This is a genomic window from Methylobacter sp. sgz302048, from assembly GCF_052162025.1.
GTDB lineage: Bacteria > Pseudomonadota > Gammaproteobacteria > Methylococcales > Methylomonadaceae > Methylobacter.
Window position 1 is genome coordinate 486,373 of sequence record NZ_CP197401.1, and the last position, 16,128, is coordinate 502,500.

Annotated in this window: 22 protein-coding genes (1 of these 22 only partly in view); 9 read left to right on the top strand and 13 right to left on the bottom strand. The window is 43.4% G+C overall.

Annotated features, from left to right (window positions below; all coding sequences use genetic code 11):
• Positions 1–7 precede the first annotated feature (7 nt).
• A complete protein-coding gene (locus ACTNE6_RS02440) occupies positions 8–1,018 on the top strand; it encodes a DNA-directed RNA polymerase subunit alpha (RefSeq protein WP_442498478.1) in 1,011 nt (336 codons plus the stop codon).
• Between the two features lie 21 nt (positions 1,019–1,039).
• Complete coding sequence (gene rplQ / locus ACTNE6_RS02445) at positions 1,040–1,420, top strand: 50S ribosomal protein L17 (protein ID WP_194971449.1); 381 nt, start codon at positions 1,040–1,042, stop codon at positions 1,418–1,420.
• Between the two features lie 67 nt (positions 1,421–1,487).
• Here the strand turns inward: rplQ and fdxA are convergent, their stop codons facing one another.
• The 4 genes from fdxA to ACTNE6_RS02465 form a co-directional block, all read right to left on the bottom strand.
• Positions 1,488–1,811, bottom strand: coding sequence for a ferredoxin FdxA (gene fdxA / locus ACTNE6_RS02450; protein WP_194971448.1), 324 nt, complete (start codon positions 1,809–1,811; stop codon positions 1,488–1,490).
• Between the two features lie 198 nt (positions 1,812–2,009).
• Positions 2,010–2,681: a tetratricopeptide repeat protein gene (locus ACTNE6_RS02455; protein ID WP_442498479.1), complete on the bottom strand. Its 672-nt coding sequence runs from the start codon at positions 2,679–2,681 to the stop codon at positions 2,010–2,012.
• Between the two features lie 51 nt (positions 2,682–2,732).
• A complete protein-coding gene (locus ACTNE6_RS02460; RefSeq protein WP_194971471.1) occupies positions 2,733–3,209 on the bottom strand; it encodes a CYTH domain-containing protein in 477 nt (158 codons plus the stop codon).
• 13 nt (positions 3,210–3,222) lie between these two features.
• Entirely contained in the window at positions 3,223–3,453 is a 231-nt protein-coding gene (locus ACTNE6_RS02465; RefSeq protein ID WP_194971446.1) for a CDGSH iron-sulfur domain-containing protein, read from the bottom strand.
• A gap of 246 nt (positions 3,454–3,699) precedes the next feature.
• On the opposite strand from ACTNE6_RS02465, the gene sodB reads away from it, so the two are divergent.
• From sodB to ACTNE6_RS02480, 3 genes are all read left to right on the top strand, one after another.
• Positions 3,700–4,281 carry a superoxide dismutase [Fe] gene (sodB, locus tag ACTNE6_RS02470; protein ID WP_194971445.1) on the top strand — a complete coding sequence of 194 codons (582 nt, stop codon included), beginning with the start codon at positions 3,700–3,702 and terminating at the stop codon, positions 4,279–4,281.
• 67 nt (positions 4,282–4,348) lie between these two features.
• Positions 4,349–5,044 carry an SDR family oxidoreductase gene (locus ACTNE6_RS02475; RefSeq protein ID WP_442498480.1) on the top strand — a complete coding sequence of 232 codons (696 nt, stop codon included), beginning with the start codon at positions 4,349–4,351 and terminating at the stop codon, positions 5,042–5,044.
• Positions 5,045–5,049: 5 nt separating this feature from the next.
• Positions 5,050–5,550 carry a DUF3455 domain-containing protein gene (locus ACTNE6_RS02480; protein ID WP_442498481.1) on the top strand — a complete coding sequence of 167 codons (501 nt, stop codon included), beginning with the start codon at positions 5,050–5,052 and terminating at the stop codon, positions 5,548–5,550.
• Here ACTNE6_RS02480 and ACTNE6_RS02485 read toward each other — a convergent pair.
• From ACTNE6_RS02485 to arsC, 5 genes are all read right to left on the bottom strand, one after another.
• Positions 5,538–6,467 (bottom strand): ketopantoate reductase family protein, encoded by a 930-nt coding sequence (locus ACTNE6_RS02485; protein ID WP_442498482.1) that lies wholly within the window; start codon positions 6,465–6,467, stop codon positions 5,538–5,540. The two genes, ACTNE6_RS02480 and ACTNE6_RS02485, sit on opposite strands and share 13 nt — an antisense overlap.
• Complete coding sequence (gene hda, locus ACTNE6_RS02490) at positions 6,460–7,161, bottom strand: DnaA regulatory inactivator Hda (protein ID WP_442498483.1); 702 nt, start codon at positions 7,159–7,161, stop codon at positions 6,460–6,462. The genes ACTNE6_RS02485 and hda overlap by 8 nt, the downstream gene beginning before the upstream one ends.
• Before the next feature lie 2 nt (positions 7,162–7,163).
• On the bottom strand, positions 7,164–7,517 hold the full coding sequence (locus ACTNE6_RS02495) for a DUF2069 domain-containing protein (RefSeq protein WP_442498484.1): 354 nt from the start codon (positions 7,515–7,517) through the stop codon (positions 7,164–7,166).
• Positions 7,514–8,107: an NAD(P)H:quinone oxidoreductase gene (wrbA, locus tag ACTNE6_RS02500; protein ID WP_442498485.1), complete on the bottom strand. Its 594-nt coding sequence runs from the start codon at positions 8,105–8,107 to the stop codon at positions 7,514–7,516. The genes ACTNE6_RS02495 and wrbA overlap by 4 nt, the downstream gene beginning before the upstream one ends.
• 103 nt (positions 8,108–8,210) lie before the next feature.
• Positions 8,211–8,558 carry an arsenate reductase (glutaredoxin) gene (gene arsC, locus ACTNE6_RS02505; protein WP_442498486.1) on the bottom strand — a complete coding sequence of 116 codons (348 nt, stop codon included), beginning with the start codon at positions 8,556–8,558 and terminating at the stop codon, positions 8,211–8,213.
• Positions 8,559–8,722: 164 nt separating this feature from the next.
• On the opposite strand from arsC, the gene ubiA reads away from it, so the two are divergent.
• Positions 8,723–9,598, top strand: a complete 876-nt coding sequence (gene ubiA / locus ACTNE6_RS02510) for a 4-hydroxybenzoate octaprenyltransferase (protein ID WP_370527035.1) — start codon at positions 8,723–8,725, stop codon at positions 9,596–9,598.
• A 76-nt stretch (positions 9,599–9,674) separates the two neighbouring features.
• Here the strand turns inward: ubiA and ACTNE6_RS02515 are convergent, their stop codons facing one another.
• On the bottom strand, positions 9,675–10,520 hold the full coding sequence (locus ACTNE6_RS02515) for a sulfurtransferase (protein ID WP_442498487.1): 846 nt from the start codon (positions 10,518–10,520) through the stop codon (positions 9,675–9,677).
• Between the two features lie 4 nt (positions 10,521–10,524).
• On the bottom strand, positions 10,525–11,502 hold the full coding sequence (locus ACTNE6_RS02520; protein ID WP_442498488.1) for an NAD(P)H-quinone oxidoreductase: 978 nt from the start codon (positions 11,500–11,502) through the stop codon (positions 10,525–10,527).
• Positions 11,503–11,663: 161 nt separating this feature from the next.
• Here ACTNE6_RS02520 and argC point away from each other — a divergent pair, with 161 nt between their 5' ends.
• Together argC and erpA are read left to right on the top strand one after the other, a co-directional pair.
• Positions 11,664–12,695, top strand: a complete 1,032-nt coding sequence (gene argC / locus ACTNE6_RS02525) for an N-acetyl-gamma-glutamyl-phosphate reductase (RefSeq protein ID WP_194971434.1) — start codon at positions 11,664–11,666, stop codon at positions 12,693–12,695.
• Between the two features lie 65 nt (positions 12,696–12,760).
• A complete protein-coding gene (gene erpA / locus ACTNE6_RS02530) occupies positions 12,761–13,093 on the top strand; it encodes an iron-sulfur cluster insertion protein ErpA (protein ID WP_194971433.1) in 333 nt (110 codons plus the stop codon).
• A gap of 37 nt (positions 13,094–13,130) precedes the next feature.
• Here erpA and ACTNE6_RS02535 read toward each other — a convergent pair whose 3' ends face one another.
• Both ACTNE6_RS02535 and ACTNE6_RS02540 read right to left on the bottom strand, forming a co-directional pair.
• On the bottom strand, positions 13,131–14,249 hold the full coding sequence (locus ACTNE6_RS02535) for an anhydro-N-acetylmuramic acid kinase (RefSeq protein ID WP_442498489.1): 1,119 nt from the start codon (positions 14,247–14,249) through the stop codon (positions 13,131–13,133).
• Positions 14,250–14,257: 8 nt separating this feature from the next.
• Positions 14,258–15,640, bottom strand: coding sequence for a peptidoglycan DD-metalloendopeptidase family protein (locus ACTNE6_RS02540; protein ID WP_194971431.1), 1,383 nt, complete (start codon positions 15,638–15,640; stop codon positions 14,258–14,260).
• Between the two features lie 180 nt (positions 15,641–15,820).
• Here ACTNE6_RS02540 and tyrS point away from each other — a divergent pair, with 180 nt between their 5' ends.
• On the top strand, positions 15,821–16,128 hold the beginning of the coding sequence (gene tyrS / locus ACTNE6_RS02545; RefSeq protein ID WP_194971430.1) for a tyrosine--tRNA ligase. The gene runs 889 nt beyond the window's last position; the window shows 308 of its 1,197 coding nt (coding positions 1–308); its start codon is at positions 15,821–15,823; its stop codon lies off the right edge, out of view.

Genomic DNA, 16,128 nt, shown 5'->3' on the forward strand with positions numbered 1-16,128 from the left:
AATATAAATGCAGAATTCTATTTCTGGCTTATTGAAGCCTCGATTAGTTGAGGTTGTAAGTAAAACACCTAATCATTCAAAAATTGTTATTGAACCGCTTGAGCGCGGCTTTGGGCATTCTCTAGGCAATGCTTTGAGACGTGTACTGTTATCTACAATTCCAGGTTGTGCAGTTACAGATGTTGAGATTGAGGGTGTTCTTCATGAGTATACAACCATAGAAGGTGTTCAAGAAGATGTAATTGATATTCTGCTGAATCTCAAGAAATTGGCGGTTGTGCTTCACTCAAAAGATGAAGTTGAGCTGACTCTTACTAAAACTGGCGCAGGTTGCGTTACGGCAGCTGATATAAATGTTCCTCATGATGTTGAAATTATAAATCCTGAACTGGTAATCGCCAATTTGACTCAAACTGGCGTATTAAATATGAAGATCAGGGTGCGTAGAGGAAGAGGGTATGAGCCTGTTAGTGCTCGTAAAGCAAATTCTGATCACGGTTCAGTAGTTGGTGCTCTCCAACTAGATGCTTCCTATAGTCCAATTGTTAAAGTGGCTTATCAGGTTGAAAGTACGCGTGTAGAACAGCGAACAAATTTGGATAAGTTAATTATCGAGCTGGAAACAAATGGAACTGTAGATCCAGAAGAAACAATCAAACTTGCTGCGACTATACTCCATGATCAGTTATCTGTTTTTGTTGATTTTGAGAAGGTAAGTGATCAGCAAGCAGAAGAGCCGGTAGAGGTTGAAGAAATTTTTGACCCTGTTCTTCTTCGTCCTGTCGATGACCTTGAATTGACAGTGCGTTCTGCTAATTGTTTGAAAGCTGAGAATATTTTTTATATTGGAGATTTAATTCAAAGAACTGAGGTTGAATTATTAAAAACTCCAAATCTTGGCAAAAAATCTTTAACAGAAATAAAAGACATTCTTGCCTTAAAAGGTTTGTCTCTGGGTATGCGCCTGGAAAATTGGCCCCCTGAAAACCTGGCAGATCAAAACCACGCAGTAAATTAACTAACTTTAGGTCTTCTTACAATGAGACATCGTAAATCCGGTAGAAAATTCAATATAAATAGTAGTCATCGTAAGGCGCTATTTAGCAACATGGCTAGCTCATTATTTAAACATGAACTAATTAAAACTACTTTACCAAAAGCTAAGGAATTAAGAAGCTTTGCCGAGCCTTTGATTACTTTATCTAAAGTAGATAATGTGGCCAAAAGGCGCCTCGCATTCTCAAGATTGCGTGATCGTGAAGTTGTAACCAAGTTATTCAATGAGCTTGGTCCACGTTATCAAAATAGAGCGGGTGGTTATTTACGTATTATGAAATGTGGATTTAGGCCTGGTGATAATGCGCCTATGGCTTACGTCGAACTAGTTGACAGACCTGAAGTGAATACTATTGAAGATTAATCTTCAGACATAAAAAAAGCCGGTTAAACCGGCTTTTTTTATGTCTGAAGATAAAAAAGATAAGTTTTTATTTTTCAAGTAAGTCAATTTTGGCTTGTTTACCGTTCCATTCTTCTGCGTCTGGCAGAGGAGCTTTGACTTCGGTAATAACGGGCCATTCTTTGGATAGTTTGGCATTGAGTTCAAGAAAGATTTCCTGTCCTGCCGGTAACTCATCCTCGGAAAAGATTGCATTGGCTGGGCATTCAGGTTCGCACAATGTGCAATCAATGCATTCATCTGGATCGATTACTAGAAAATTAGGGCCTTCACGAAAGCAATCTACAGGGCATACATCAACGCAGTCCGTAAATTTGCATTTAATACAGTTTTCAGTGACTACAAAAGTCATAATTATTACCAGGAAAGTTACAGGGAAAATTGATTAATTTAATGCGCATCTTAGCAGAAAGTGGTAGTCGATAAAACATTGAGTTTTGCGAGAGACGCTATTAATTATTTTAATGGTGCGCGTAGAGTTTTAATCGTTCAAAACTTACTGCTCCCGCTATAGGTTTGCTAAATAATGCGCTTATGCATTTAGTATTTGCTAATTAAATAAAGACAGAAATAAGCCTTTTGAGCTGTTGACTTTTCGCTCTTTTGCATTTTTTAAAGCAAGATTCGCTTCTGTTCTGAGTTGGCTGTCTGCATAAAGTTGGTTATCTCGTGCAGGAGATGTCGCTGCTTTTTCGAAATATTTTATAGCTTCATCAGTTTTGTCGTGTGATAAAAGGAAATCACCATAGAAGTAGTTGCTGTCTATGCCATTAGGATTGATCTGGAGCGCTGCTTCTAACATTTCTTGAGCAGTTTTATCGTCACCAAATGAAATAGGCCATTTAGGTGCCATATAGTAAAGTGTGCCTAAGGTGACATAAGCAGATCCGTTCATGGTTTCTGGATTTATCTGTATGGCTTTGACTAATAGCGATCGAGCCTCTTTAATTGCATCGAGTGCAGTAAGTGCATCTTGATGATCGGCATTTGTAGCTTTTACAACAGCTTGCCAGAACATAAGATCAGCGTCATTTGGATATTGTTCGGATAAAGTCATTAACTTATTGAGGAGTTGATGATAAGCCGGACTTTGTTTTGATTTTGGAGTGTTATAATAAATAGTTGCCCATTCAGTCTCAATGTTTTGCAGAGAAGCGTTAAGGGTGTCTGCAAAACATTGAGCTGATAGTAGTAATAATGCAACAAAAGTTGTTTTTTTCATACGGCAACTATAGAGCAAATTGCCGTTTATTTCAATATATGTATGAAAGATTTAGTTTTTGCACCATTCTGAATAAGGATGAATCGCAAGATTATTGTTGTAATAACGCAAATCATAGGTCACTTCCTCGCCTAACCAGTCAGGTTTTGAGAAAGATTGCCCTTCTTCCGATAGCTCAATTTCAGCGATAACCAACCCCTGATTTTCCCCTTCAAACTCATCTATTTCCCAAATGTTGGTATCATTAGTGACAAAATGACGGGTTTTTTCTATTAGAGGCTTTTTGCACAGGTTGCTTAAGATTTCGTTGGCATCAGATAGCGGAATTTCATATTCATATTCGTGCCTATGTGTGCCGATGGTTGCGCTTTTTATATTTAACCAGGCTTGCTCATCACTGATTCGGATTCTGATTGAACTAGTCTCAACAGAGCTTAAATAGCCTTGTCGATATCTTATAGAGCGTTTAATTTGTTTGCGCCAATCATTATTGGCAAGTAAAAATTTATGTTCTACTTCTATGGCCATAATAAACAGATTCTTATTTGCAATGGCTGCCATCGCACCGAGGAGGAGTTTGCGATGCTGTGCAGGCGCACAGATAAACCGTTTTAGTCTCCTCTGCTACAAAAGTGACTGGTTTTTTATCTGAAGCCCCTTTATGTGCGCCATCACATAAAGGCATGGTTTGACTTAATCCACAGCTGCACCATGAATAGCTTTTGCCTGCTTCAACTTGAGCGGGAAGGGGTAAGTTAGTTTTAGTTGGCATGACATACTCTCATATAAAAATATGAATTATAAGATAACTTTAATACTCTAACCATAATCAAAAAATATTGGAGGCAATATAATATTTTTTGATTATGGAAAGTTAAAGAAGAGTTAAGTACGTCTTACTTTATTTAATTGCCTAGCAGTGCTAAAGTAATAGTTTATTAAATTACTTGGTATTTATATTCTGTTGTAGACTGACTAATTAGCAACAATTCTTAACGTATTTTATAAGGAGAATCAAATGGCTTTCGAACTTCCTGCTTTACCTTATGCTAAAGATGCACTAGCTCCCCATATTTCAGAAGAAACCCTAGAGTACCATTATGGAAAGCATCACCAAGCTTATGTAACTAATCTGAATAATCTCATTCCTGGAACTGAATTCGAAGGTTTATCTTTAGAAGAAATCATCGTCAAATCTTCTGGCGGCATTTTCAATAATGCGGCTCAAGTCTGGAATCATACATTTTACTGGAACTGCCTGACGCCTAATGGTGGCGGCCAGCCTACAGGTGCTTTAGCCGATGCTATTAATGCTGCCTTTGGCTCATTTGAAAAATTTAAAGAAGAATTCACTAAATGCGCTATCACCACATTTGGCTCAGGTTGGGCATGGCTGGTAAAAAACGCTGACGGCAGTTTAGCCATTGTTAGTACCAGTAATGCAGGTTGCCCATTAACTACAGGACAAACGCCTCTGATGACCTGCGATGTTTGGGAGCATGCTTATTACATTGATTACCGTAATGCACGTCCATCTTATGTAGATCATTTCTGGTCATTAGTTAATTGGGATTTTGTAGCTAAAAACTTCTCAGCTTAAATTCTGAACTGATAGAAGCCTTCTGTATCCTAAAATGCAGAAGGCTTTTTTTATTGGGAGTAATAGAATGGCTACAGTTTTAATTACTGGTGCAAGTCGTGGTTTAGGTCTTGAGTTTTGCCGTCAATATGCGCAAACTGGCTGGACTGTCATTGCTTGTTGCCGCAATCCAGAGGATGCGTTTGAGTTAAACAATCTCGCGAGCTTACAAAGTAATGTGCAGATAGAAACTTTAGATGTTTCTGATTTTGAGCAGATTGGAATGCTTGCGCATAAATTAGCCAATTTATCGATTGATGTACTGATCAATAACGTCGGTCTTTATGCCGATGACCGAAAACATGCTTTTGGTCAGTTGGATTACCAGGCATGGACTAAATCGTTTCTTATTAATACTCAGGCGCCTGTTAAAATGGCGGAAGCTTTTCTGCCGCAAATTAAACGCAGCGAAAAAAAGTTAATCGTCAGCATAAGTAGTCTAATGGGCAGTATTGCCGATAATACAGGCGGTGGTAGTATTTTATATCGTTCAAGCAAGGCTGCACTTAATGCTGCAATGAAGTCTTTAGCGCTTGATCTTAAAGAGCAATCTGTCGGTGTGCTTATTTTACATCCAGGTTGGGTTAAAACGGACATGGGCGGTATCAACGCTTTGATTGAAGCTGATGAGAGTGTGTCTGGCATGCGTTCCGTGATAGACAATTTTGCTTTATCGCAATCAGGCAGCTTTATTAAGTATGACGGAACTCAATTACCATGGTGAAGCACATGATTAAAAAAATAATGTTTGTTTGGGGAGTGTTATTGGGAACTGTCAATGCTGATCCCTCGATACCTGAGCAAATTCGAGTGCCAATTGGCAATAAACCTGTTTTATCCGTGCATGCGAAGGGTGATCAGATTTACCAGTGTTCAGTAGATAACAATAAATATTTCTGGAAAATACAGGCGCCTGATGCCCGCTTATATGATGCTCAAGGTCAGATTGTTGGGAATCACTATGCCGGGCCTATATGGGAGTATAAAGAAGGTAGTCGTGTTGTCGGACGGATAGTCAATAAAGTCGATATTGCTCCAGAGACATCTATTTCCTGGCTACTGGTTGAAGTTATAGAACACAAAGGCAGCGGCTTGTTTTCGAATGTGAAATATATCAATCGAGTTAACACGCATGGAGGGCTCCCGCCTTTATCCGGATGCGATGCTAATCATCTAGGCAGCGAAAAACGCGTTCCATATACCGCAGACTACATTTTTTATGCCGATTGATTGAGCTTTAATTCCCGGAGTTTCATCAAGCTATAGACGGATTCCAGATAAGGACACGCAATACCTTCCCGTTTGCCAGCACGTAGCGCGTTGCCTAAGATAACTTCCGTTTCCATAGGATGGCCGTTTTCATAATCCAGTAACATGCTGGTTTTATAAGGTGGCATGGCATAAGTATTGTTGATATTGATGTCAATAATATCCTCGGGCAGAGAATGCCCGCAGGCTTCAGCAATGCTGAAAATCTCCTGCATGATATGGCGCACGAAAGTTTCCTGAGATCGTAAAATATCAAGGGTCGGCAGGCCGCCCGATAGAACTGATAATGGATTAAAAGGCGCATTCCAGATGCATTTTTGCCAGCGTCGGGTAACAATATTTTCAGTTGCTTCGCATTCAATGCCGGATCGAACAAATAATTCGCAAAGTCTTATGGTCTTGCTGCTGATGAAACCGGGCAAATTGCCTAGTGCCAGATGGCCATAAGCTAAATGTAATATCTCTCCGGGATTTATCCGATTACTGCAAATAAACGCCAGACCGCTGATGACTTCATTGTCGGGGAAAGCCGTCAGCATCGTCTGCTCGATTTCAACACCATTCTGAATGAATACAATAGCTGTTTCGGCAGTCACTGCAGGGCGAACCAATGCAGCCAAATCAATATCGGGAAGCACTTTTGTACAGAGTAAAACATAATCCGCCATGCCTTTAAAGTCCGCCGCATTTTTTAGCACTTGGGATGGGGTGAAAGTCCATCTGCCAAGATCATTGCTGTTGATAATAAAGCCATGCTGTTTGACATGTTCGTAATCGGAGCGGCAGACGACCGAGACATCAGCGCCTGCTTTAGCCAATAGCGCACCATAGAATGCGCCAATGGCGCCAGCACCAATGATTAGTATTTTGTTAGGCATGGTTGCCGTCCATAATCTGTTTTAAGAATGGAATGGTCAGCTTCCGCTTGGCAGCCAATGATGCCTGATCCAACTTTTCCAGCAGGGCCCACAATGAAGCCAAGTCTCTGGCATAGTGCGTCAATAAGAAGCGCCCGGCCTTAGGAGAAATCTCAAAGCCCATTTGATTGGCTTTAAAGGTTAAAGCCGCGATTCTGTTATGATCAGCTAAAGGCTGGATTTTTAATGCCAGTCCCCAATTAAGCCGGGTTTTAAGATCTGGCAACTGAATAGCAATGTTGTTAGGTGCACGATGGCTAGATAGGATAAGTTTGTGGCCGCGGTCGCGATGGTCATTGAAAAAATTAAAAAAAGCCACCTCCCAAGTTGGATCTCCCGCCAAATGCTCAATATTGTCAAAGCAGACGACATCGATTTCCTCAAGTCCATTAAGCATAGCCGGGTCAGGTAGGGCTGATCTCGAAAAAGAGAAATAGAACGAATTTAACCCTAGAACATAGGCCTGGCAACAGCAGGCTTGCAATAAATGACTTTTTCCCAGCCCATGATTACCCCAGAGAAAAATAAGCTGTTCGCCAGTGCCTGCAATACAGTTTTGCAAATGATTGATAATTTCTTCGTTTTCTCCAGGGTAGAAATTATTAAACGTCTGATTGGCCCTGAATTCAAAATGTAAGGGGAGTTGCTTTGCCATTATCAGCTGTGATTTCCTGAAAAGCGGACATAGAATGTCGAACCGAGAAAAAGCATCAAACTTAGCATGATTTCCAAAGAGGCGTACAAACGTTCATCCGTGTTGGCATACGCTTCAGCAGAGCCGTGTATAAAATAGATAAGGCTGATGTAGGCAGCCCAGGCGCAGCTTTTCCGATTTCTATTCAGCAATCCGCGCATCGGTAGCAATAATGGGGTAACGGTAATTAATAACACTAAGGCAACAGGAAAGTGCACCGAAGGAACTAGAATGGTAGGCCACAGCATCAGCAAGACAAACAGGCCGAAAAAGCCAGCCAAAGCCATAGAATGATAATAGATCGTTTTTATTTTCATGAGCCTTGTTTTATATACTGCGCCGTTTTAGCCAAGCGAGTACCAAGAGCACGGCATAATTTTTTTTCCTGATCACTTAACACTGCATTGTTTAATGACACATGGCTCGGTCCGTAGGGAGTGCCTCCGGATGTTGTCTCACGCAGGGCCGTTTCAGTGTAAGGTAGGCCTAATATGAGCATACCGTGATGCATCAATGGCAGCATCATTGATAGCAATGTGCTTTCCTGGCCCCCATGCATACTGCCAGTAGAAGTAAATACACCGGCTGGCTTGCCGGATAATGCGCCCGAAAACCAGATTTCGGTCGTACTGTCGATAAAATATTTTAACGGTGCTGCCATATTGCCAAAATGGGTAGGGCTGCCTAGCGCAAGTCCGTCGCAGTTTTTTAAATCCTCCAGTGTGGCATAAGGTGCGCCGTGATCTGGAATGCTTGCTGCGACTTTCTCACAGACGCTCGACACGTCGGGAACGGTTCTGAGTACCGCTTCAACACCGTCAATCAATTCAACGCCGCGAGCGATATGATTGGCCATTTCGGCTGTGGTTCCGTGGCGTGAAAAATAGAGAACCAAGATTTTCGTCATGATGGAAGCTGTGGTTTAAAAAGTGAATTCATTAATGGTTAGCCACTTTAGTCTTTCCTTTAGAGAAAGAAGGAAAGATATAATTCTCTATAGAATTTAAATGCTACAAAATATCCAGTACCTTTTCCGGCGGACGGCCAATAGCGGCTTTGCCATTGGCAATCACAATAGGACGTTCGATCAATATAGGATTGTCTACCATGCCACTGATCAGTGCTTGGCGGTCCAATGATTCATCATCCAGGCCGGCAGTTTTGTATTCGGCTTCTTTTTTACGCATTAATTCACGAGGCTCCATGCCCAGTTTTTCCAGAATATTATTTAGTTCTGCAACGCTAGGAGGCGTTTTCAAATATTCGATTACCTCAGGCTCAATGCCCCGTGCTTGTAATAATTCCAGGGTTTGGCGGGATTTACTGCAACGCGGGTTGTGATAAATTTTTACGCTCATGATTACCTATCCATTGGGCACAAGTGCTCGTCAAAACAAAAAAGCTATAATAGCATTTTTAGTAAAATTCACGCTTGAAAACGAATGGCTTAAAGCAAGGTGATTGAGTTCCTTTCGAAGCTAGGTTGAACAATTGAAATCACTAAAAGGTAAAGGTAGTGACAATAGACACGATAAAGGATAGAGCCAGTCAGTACTGGTTGTTGGCACGATTCGACAAGCCTATCGGCATATTGATTTTATTATGGCCGGCGCTCTGGGCGCTTTGGGCTGCTGGTAACGGCAAGCCCGACTTGCTGGTCTTGACTGTTATCTGCCTGGGCGTGGTGCTGATGCGGGCGGCCGGTTGCGTAATCAATGATTACGCTGATCGCGAATTTGATCCGCATGTTGAACGTACCAAGCTACGGCCAATCGCTGCCGGCAAGGTTAAGCCTGAGGAAGCTTTGATTGTTTTTGTCGTGCTGTGCCTGCTCTCTTTTGGTCTGGTATTGTTGCTGAACACATACACGGTACTGCTATCCTTTATCGCGGCCTTTCTGGCAGCCAGTTATCCTTTTATGAAACGCTACACCCATTTGCCGCAAGCTTATTTGGGCATAGCTTTCGGCTGGGCGGTACCGATGTCGTTTACTGCGCAGATGAATAGTATTCCTGCTGTGGCCTGGGTTATGTACTTGGCCACGATTTTATGGGCGCTGGTGTATGACACTATGTATGCCATGGTCGATAAAGACGATGACTTAAAAATAGGCGTTAAATCAACCGCCATTTTATTTGGTGAATATGATCGGCACATTATGGCAATTTTGCAGATCATCATTCTTGGTCTGTTGATCGCTGTCGGACAAATGAAAGGCTTGGGCTGGTTTTATTATAGCGGGCTGCTGATTGCCGCAGGCTTGTCCATTTATCAACAGATGCTGATTTTCCGCCGGGAAAAAACTCAGTGTTTCAAAGCCTTTTTGAATAACAATTGGTTTGGTATGGCCGTTTTCGCAGGATTTTTCCTGGACTATTACTGGAAGGTGAATTTCTAAGGAGCCTAAGATTCTTGCATTGCATGCCAGAGCTTTATGCTGGTTTATCCCGGCATGCAATGCCTTTGTTGAAAAGCTAAGCTACGGCAACAGCCCGGTTTTTGTCTCTAATCCAGTCGCTCCAGGAGCCGGCATAAAGTTTAGAACCGGTTAATCCGGCGTGCTCCATAGCCAGCAGATTATGACAGGCCGTGACGCCAGAGCCGCACATATGCACGGTTTGTTTCGGGGGCGTATTGTCTAACAGTTGCTTGAATTGTTCGCGTAATGCATCAGCAGGTAAAAATAAGCCATTAGCGTTGAGATTTAACTGAAATGCGCGATTTAATGCGCTAGGTATATGGCCTGCAACAGGATCGATAGGCTCCTGCTGGCCACGATAACGCTCAGGCGTTCTGGCATCAATCAATTTAATGGCTTTTGCAGCCAATTGGTCACGCACCTGTGCGGCATTCAACCATTGGTTTTCGTCAAGATACATTCTGAAAATGGCAGGTTTAACGACCGGCAGTGTTGTGGTTAATGCATAGCCTTGCTTTTGCCAATGCTTAATGCCGCCATCCAGCACAGCAACTTTGTCATGGCCCATGCAGTGTAATAGCCACCACAGGCGGCCTGCGAAAGCGCCGCCGGCATCATCGTAAGCTACAACCTGACTTTGATTGGTTACGCCCCATTGTCCTAGTTTTTGGGCCAATAAAGAAAAAGACGGCAACGGATGGCGGCCGGTCAAGTCAGTGACTTCTGAAGATAAGTCATTGTTTAAATGCGCATAGCGGGCATTGGGAAGATGGCCTTGGCGATAGGCTCTGGCGCCGACATTCGCGTCGGCTAATGAGAAACGGCAGTCAAAAATAACCCAGTTAGGATCATTGAGATGTTGGTTGAGTGTGTCTGCCGAAATCAAAGTGGTGTAGCTCATGTTTTTATACCGTTAAGATGATTTTGCCGATGTGTTGACTGCTTTCCATGAGTGCATGGGCTTTAGCTGCCTCTGCTAATGGAAAAGTAGCGTGAATTATAGGATTTATTTGACCGTAATCGAGTAGAGGCCAGACATGTTCAAGCAGATTCCTGGCGATATCGGCTTTAAAGGCAGTTTCTCTGGCGCGCAGTGTCGACCCGGTAATAGTGAGGCGTTTCAGCATGATGGGCAGCAGGTCGATTTCTGATTTCGGGCCCCTTTGTACCGCGATTTGCACTAAGCGCGCATCAAAGGCCATGCATTTTAGATTACGCGGAAAATAATCGCCGCCAATCATGTCGAGTATGACATCGACGCCATTACCGCCGGTTAATTGTCTGACTTTCTCGACAAAGTCCTGTTCGTTGTAGTTAATCGCCGCGTCCGCGCCGAGTTCTGTGCAGAATCGGCATTTAGCTTCGGAACCCGCTGTGACGAAAACTTTTGCATCAAATGCTTTGCCCAATTGGATAGCCGTCGTGCCTATGCCACTGGAGCCGCCGTGGACAAATAAAGTTTCACCGGCGGAAAGCCGGGCCCGGTCAAATACATTACTCCATACGGTAAAAAAGGCTTCCGGCAGAGCTGCCGCTTCGATCAGGCTCATGTTCTTGGGTATGGGCAAGCATAGATCGGCTGAAGCCAGGCAGTATTCGGCATAACCGCCGCCCGTTACCAATGCGCAGACTTGATCGCCTTCCTTCAGACGGGTTGGGTTTTCGCCGATTGCTTCTACGGTTCCTGCAATTTCCAAGCCCGGAATATCAGAAGCACCCGGTGGCGGTGGATACAGCCCTTTACGCTGCATGACATCGGGCCTGTTAATGCCGGCTGCAGCCACTTTTATCAATACTTGGTCTGCTGAAGGCGAAGGGATGGGGCGTTCTGTTGGCTTTAAAACTTCAGGTGTACCGCTTTCGTTAATTTCGATGGCGATCATTTTGTAAGTCTCAGGCAAAATGGATGAGTTTTTATAGATACAACGTTTTGAAACAAAACGATAATGCCTAATCCGCCTTTGAGTAAAGAAAAATAATTATACTGGATCGGGTTCCAGGTATCATATGCACTGGTTGTTTTTCTGTTGGAGATAAAAAATAGATGATTCGTGCAGGTATTGTAGGCGGAACCGGCTACACAGGCGTGGAATTATTGCGGATTTTGGCTTCGCATTCGGAAGTTGATGTGGCAGTCGTAACGTCGCGTTCGGACGCAGGGTTGAGAGTGGACGCGCTTTATCCGAGCTTGAGAGGCTCTATTGATGCGATATTCAGCCTGCCTGATGAGGAAACACTGGCTACATGCGATGTGGTTTTTTTCGCTACGCCTAACGGCACGGCAATGCAGATGGCTGAGCAGTTGCTGGCGCGCGGCGTCAAGGTGATCGATCTGTCGGCGGATTTCAGGATTAAAAATGTCAAGGATTGGGAGAAATGGTATGGCATGCAGCATGCCAGTCCTGATTTAATTGCCGAGGCTGTTTATGGCCTGCCGGAAGTTAACCGCGCAGCAATAAAAACGGCTCGCCTGGTGGCCTGCCCTGGCTGTTACCCGACTGCGGTACAGTTGGGTTTTTTGCCGCTGATTGAGCAAGGCTTGATTGATACCGCTCAACTGATTGCCGATGTGAAATCCGGCGTCAGCGGCGCCGGACGCAAGGCTGAACTGGCTACATTGATGAGTGAAACCGGTGAGAGTTTCAAAGCTTACGCCGTCAGCGGGCATCGACATTTACCGGAGATCAGGCAGGGCCTTGAGATCGCGGCAGGAAAGTCAGTCGGTTTAACATTTGTTCCGCATCTAACGCCAATGATTCGCGGGATTCATGCAACTTTGTATAGTCAAGCAGGTGCCGATTTGCAAGACATACAAGCCCTGTATGAAAAAAGATATGCCCAGGAGCATTTTGTCGATGTATTGCCTAACGGTGCTCATCCGGATACGCGAAATGTAAGAGGCAGCAACATGTGCCAGATCGCTGTACATCAACCGCAGGGTGGTCGGACGATTGTAGTATTGTCGGTTATCGATAACCTGGTAAAAGGTGCAGCCGGACAGGCGATTCAGAATATGAATCTGATGTTTGACCTGGCAGAAGAGCACGGGTTGAAGATAGTGGCGCTCTATCCATAATTGTTGACTAAAATGCTAGGTATAGTCATAATTTAACTTAATTTCAATTGCTTAATATTTGTATTATGTCCGATCCAATTATTTTTACTGACAGTGCTGCCGCTAAAGTAGGTGAACTGATTGCCGAGGAAGGCAATGACAACCTGAAACTGCGGGTCTATGTTTCAGGCGGTGGCTGTTCAGGGTTTCAATATGGTTTTACTTTTGATGAAGAAGTGAATGAAGACGATACACTGGTCGAAAACGGCGGCGTAACGGTTCTGATTGACTCCATGAGTATTCAGTATTTAACCGGTGCAGAAATTGACTATAAAGAAGATTTATCGGGGTCTCAGTTTGTGATCCGCAATCCTAATGCCACAACTACCTGCGGTTGCGGGTCCTCGTTCTCAGCGTAACGCTGCTTGCTGGGCGGCCAATTGGCCGCCTTTCCTATCAGACGGCTTCATTGCCTCGATAAAGCCCACCCAGAATTACCGCTTTATTTGCTCCAGTCACTTCTTTAAGATTGCCAGGCTGATGGTTTAAAGTCTGCCTGGCCAGCCATGCAAATGCTATGGCTTCCACATGGTCTGGATGAATTCCATATGGCTCCGTTGAGTTAACAGGGCAGTTAAGGTTTTGCCGAATTAGTTCTAATAGATAGACATTATGTATGCCGCCGCCGCAAATCAGCACACGTTCCGTCAAAGGCGCATATTTTTGAATAGCTTCACAAATAGTAATGGCCGTTAAGAAACACAAACTGGCCTGAATATCTTCAGCTTTATAGTTTGCTGATTTAATCTTTTCATTCAACCACGACAGTGAGAAATATTCCTTACCTGTGCTTTTAGGTGGCAGAGCACTAAAGTAGGCATCTTGTTTTAAATATGACACTAAATCATAGTTAATCTTACCGGTTCTGGCCCAATCACCGTTTTTATCATACGCCAGATTGCGGTGTTGATTAATCCATAAGTCCAGTAATGTGTTTCCCGGTCCTGTATCGAATCCTATGACTTTGGACGATTGATAGGCGGGCAAGACCGTAATATTGGCTATACCACCAATATTGACAATGCAACGATGCTCGGTCGGATGATTAAATACGGCCTTATGAAAAGCAGGAACTAAGGGAGCCCCTTGTCCGTTTACGGCAATATCGCGGCGCCTGAAATCCGCCACCGTAGTAATGCCGGTTTTTTCGGCAATGATGTTCGGGTCGCCAATTTGCAAAGAAAACGGAAATTGAATGTCAGGCGCATGGTAAATCGTTTGGCCATGGCTGCCGATTGCTAGGACAGATGATGCGGGAACCTGGGCCTTAGCGAGCAGCGAGTTGACAGCCTCTGCGAATAAATGCCCAAGACGCGTATCCAGAGCACCATAATCTTTGAGGGAAATCAATGTTTCAGGTTCGTTAAGCCGTTGGATTGCGTTTCTGATGTCAGACGAGAAAGGTAAATAATCGAATGCAATAAGCTGAGTTTTATGGTTTTCAAAATCAATAAGGCTTGCATCGATACCATCAAGACTGGTTCCGGACATCAGGCCAACATAAAGCTCAGACATTGGTTTTTTTAATTATATTGAGATTGTGTTTTTGCAAACAAACTCTTAGCTTTAATCTGATTCAGTTGAGCTAATAAAGGTTGCGTTTGTGATTTGAAGTCAGCCAGTAAGTTTTCACCGATCGGCAAGGAATTCGGCAGTTTTACTGTTTCCGGATTGCGATAAACACCATCAACATGGAATTCATAATGTAAATGAGGGCCGGTAGCCAAGCCTGTCTGGCCTATATAACCGATAACATCGCCTTGTTTGACGTGGCTGCCGACCTGTAGGCCCTTTTTAAAGTTGGAAAGATGCGCGTAAAGAGTTTCATAGTGATCCCCATGCTTAATGATGACAACTTGTCCATAACCGCCTTTGCGTCCGCTGAAAATAACTTCGCCATCGCCCGTGGTTTTTACAGGTGTGCCAGTCCTGGCGGCATAATCGACACCTTTGTGTGCGCGAATTCTATTCAATATGGGATGCTTACGGTTCAGGTCAAAATGAGAACTGATGCGAGCAAAATCGACGGGGGTACTCAAGAAAGCCTTTTGCATAGACTGGCCATCAGGTGTGTAGTAATTGGCTCTACCTGTTTCATCTATGTATCGAACTGCTGTGTATGTTGATCCCTGATTGGTGAATTGCGCAGCAATGATTTCGTCGGTATTGGTCTCTTTGCCATTAACAACCTTTTTTTCATAAACAACAGTGAAATAATCACCATTCCTTAGATTAGTCGCAAAATCGATATCCCAAGCGAAAATATCAGTAAGTTGCATGATCAATTCTTTTGATAGTCCAGCATCCAGTCCGTCTAGGAATAAAGATGTCTCAATAGTGACATGCGCACTGGCAGTTTTATGGTTGGAGTTTTGATTTCGCATCTGCAATGATGCTTCTTTTTCGAACGGCTCATAGGATTCGGCAGTATGGCCCGGTTGATATTCGCCTAGATCCAAGCGAGAAATATTAGTAGGGCTTTCCTGCAGACGCGTTTTATTGTCAGCAATATGAATTGGAGTTGTCTTGATTGAATGGTGTGTAATTACTGAGCGCTTTCGATGGCTTAATTGGGATAACGCCTGGGATTGTTCCTTGGCAGTTGTTTGGAGATGGGATTTTTTATTAAGCTTAGACGAAGCTATATATTTCTTGTGATTTTTAGAGGCAGAGGATGCATCATGCTTCTTAATGGTTGAAGCTATAACCTGTCTTTTGTTGCCTGTTTTAGAAGCAGCGGTATTTCTCTTTTTAACAGATTTCGCGTGTCCGGAGTGCCTAGTTGATAAAGCAACAGTTTTAGTCGTCCCGCTTTTATGAGTCGGTAGTGTTTGTGCATAACTGGTAGTTGCTGTAAAGGCTGCGCTTATTCCCAAGAACAAGGTCGTATAAATTCTTTTTTTCACGAGATTATAGCTAAGTTATTGAAACATAAGTAAAGCGTGCTTTGTCGAGAAACTTCCCGATCCATTTTAAGGGTTTTTAAAGGTTTTACCAAATAATAGACGATATAAAGATTTATTCTATGGAGTGGTTCAATAATCCTATAATAATATTTTTTACATACTCGATAGCGGAGAAAGACATTGCAAGAGGAAGTATTAGCCCACCTTCTTAGAGGTGCTGATGAGGTTTTGGTTGAGCAGGAGTTGGTTAAAAAGCTGGAAGAAGGAAGGCCTCTTCGTATTAAAGCCGGTTTTGATCCGACTGCGCCAGATCTGCACCTGGGGCATACGGTGCTTATCAATAAACTAAAGCAGTTCCAGGATGTTGGACACGAAGTTTTGTTTCTGATTGGCGACTTTACCGGCATGATAGGTGATCCGACAGGAAAAAATGCTACTCGCAAACCGCTGACGCGCGATGAAGTTATCGAGAATGCGAAAACCTATGA

Coding starts and splice junctions, on each gene's coding strand:
- ACTNE6_RS02440 (WP_442498478.1), top strand. CDS start 8: ATGCAGAATTCTATTTCTGGCTTATTGAAGCCTCGATTAGTTGAGGTT.
- rplQ (WP_194971449.1), top strand. CDS start 1,040: ATGAGACATCGTAAATCCGGTAGAAAATTCAATATAAATAGTAGTCAT.
- fdxA (WP_194971448.1), bottom strand. CDS start 1,811: ATGACTTTTGTAGTCACTGAAAACTGTATTAAATGCAAATTTACGGAC.
- ACTNE6_RS02455 (WP_442498479.1), bottom strand. CDS start 2,681: ATGAAAAAAACAACTTTTGTTGCATTATTACTACTATCAGCTCAATGT.
- ACTNE6_RS02460 (WP_194971471.1), bottom strand. CDS start 3,209: ATGGCCATAGAAGTAGAACATAAATTTTTACTTGCCAATAATGATTGG.
- ACTNE6_RS02465 (WP_194971446.1), bottom strand. CDS start 3,453: ATGCCAACTAAAACTAACTTACCCCTTCCCGCTCAAGTTGAAGCAGGC.
- sodB (WP_194971445.1), top strand. CDS start 3,700: ATGGCTTTCGAACTTCCTGCTTTACCTTATGCTAAAGATGCACTAGCT.
- ACTNE6_RS02475 (WP_442498480.1), top strand. CDS start 4,349: ATGGCTACAGTTTTAATTACTGGTGCAAGTCGTGGTTTAGGTCTTGAG.
- ACTNE6_RS02480 (WP_442498481.1), top strand. CDS start 5,050: ATGATTAAAAAAATAATGTTTGTTTGGGGAGTGTTATTGGGAACTGTC.
- ACTNE6_RS02485 (WP_442498482.1), bottom strand. CDS start 6,467: ATGCCTAACAAAATACTAATCATTGGTGCTGGCGCCATTGGCGCATTC.
- hda (WP_442498483.1), bottom strand. CDS start 7,161: ATGGCAAAGCAACTCCCCTTACATTTTGAATTCAGGGCCAATCAGACG.
- ACTNE6_RS02495 (WP_442498484.1), bottom strand. CDS start 7,517: ATGAAAATAAAAACGATCTATTATCATTCTATGGCTTTGGCTGGCTTT.
- wrbA (WP_442498485.1), bottom strand. CDS start 8,107: ATGACGAAAATCTTGGTTCTCTATTTTTCACGCCACGGAACCACAGCC.
- arsC (WP_442498486.1), bottom strand. CDS start 8,558: ATGAGCGTAAAAATTTATCACAACCCGCGTTGCAGTAAATCCCGCCAA.
- ACTNE6_RS02515 (WP_442498487.1), bottom strand. CDS start 10,520: ATGAGCTACACCACTTTGATTTCGGCAGACACACTCAACCAACATCTC.
- ACTNE6_RS02520 (WP_442498488.1), bottom strand. CDS start 11,502: ATGATCGCCATCGAAATTAACGAAAGCGGTACACCTGAAGTTTTAAAG.
- argC (WP_194971434.1), top strand. CDS start 11,664: ATGATTCGTGCAGGTATTGTAGGCGGAACCGGCTACACAGGCGTGGAA.
- erpA (WP_194971433.1), top strand. CDS start 12,761: ATGTCCGATCCAATTATTTTTACTGACAGTGCTGCCGCTAAAGTAGGT.
- ACTNE6_RS02535 (WP_442498489.1), bottom strand. CDS start 14,249: ATGTCTGAGCTTTATGTTGGCCTGATGTCCGGAACCAGTCTTGATGGT.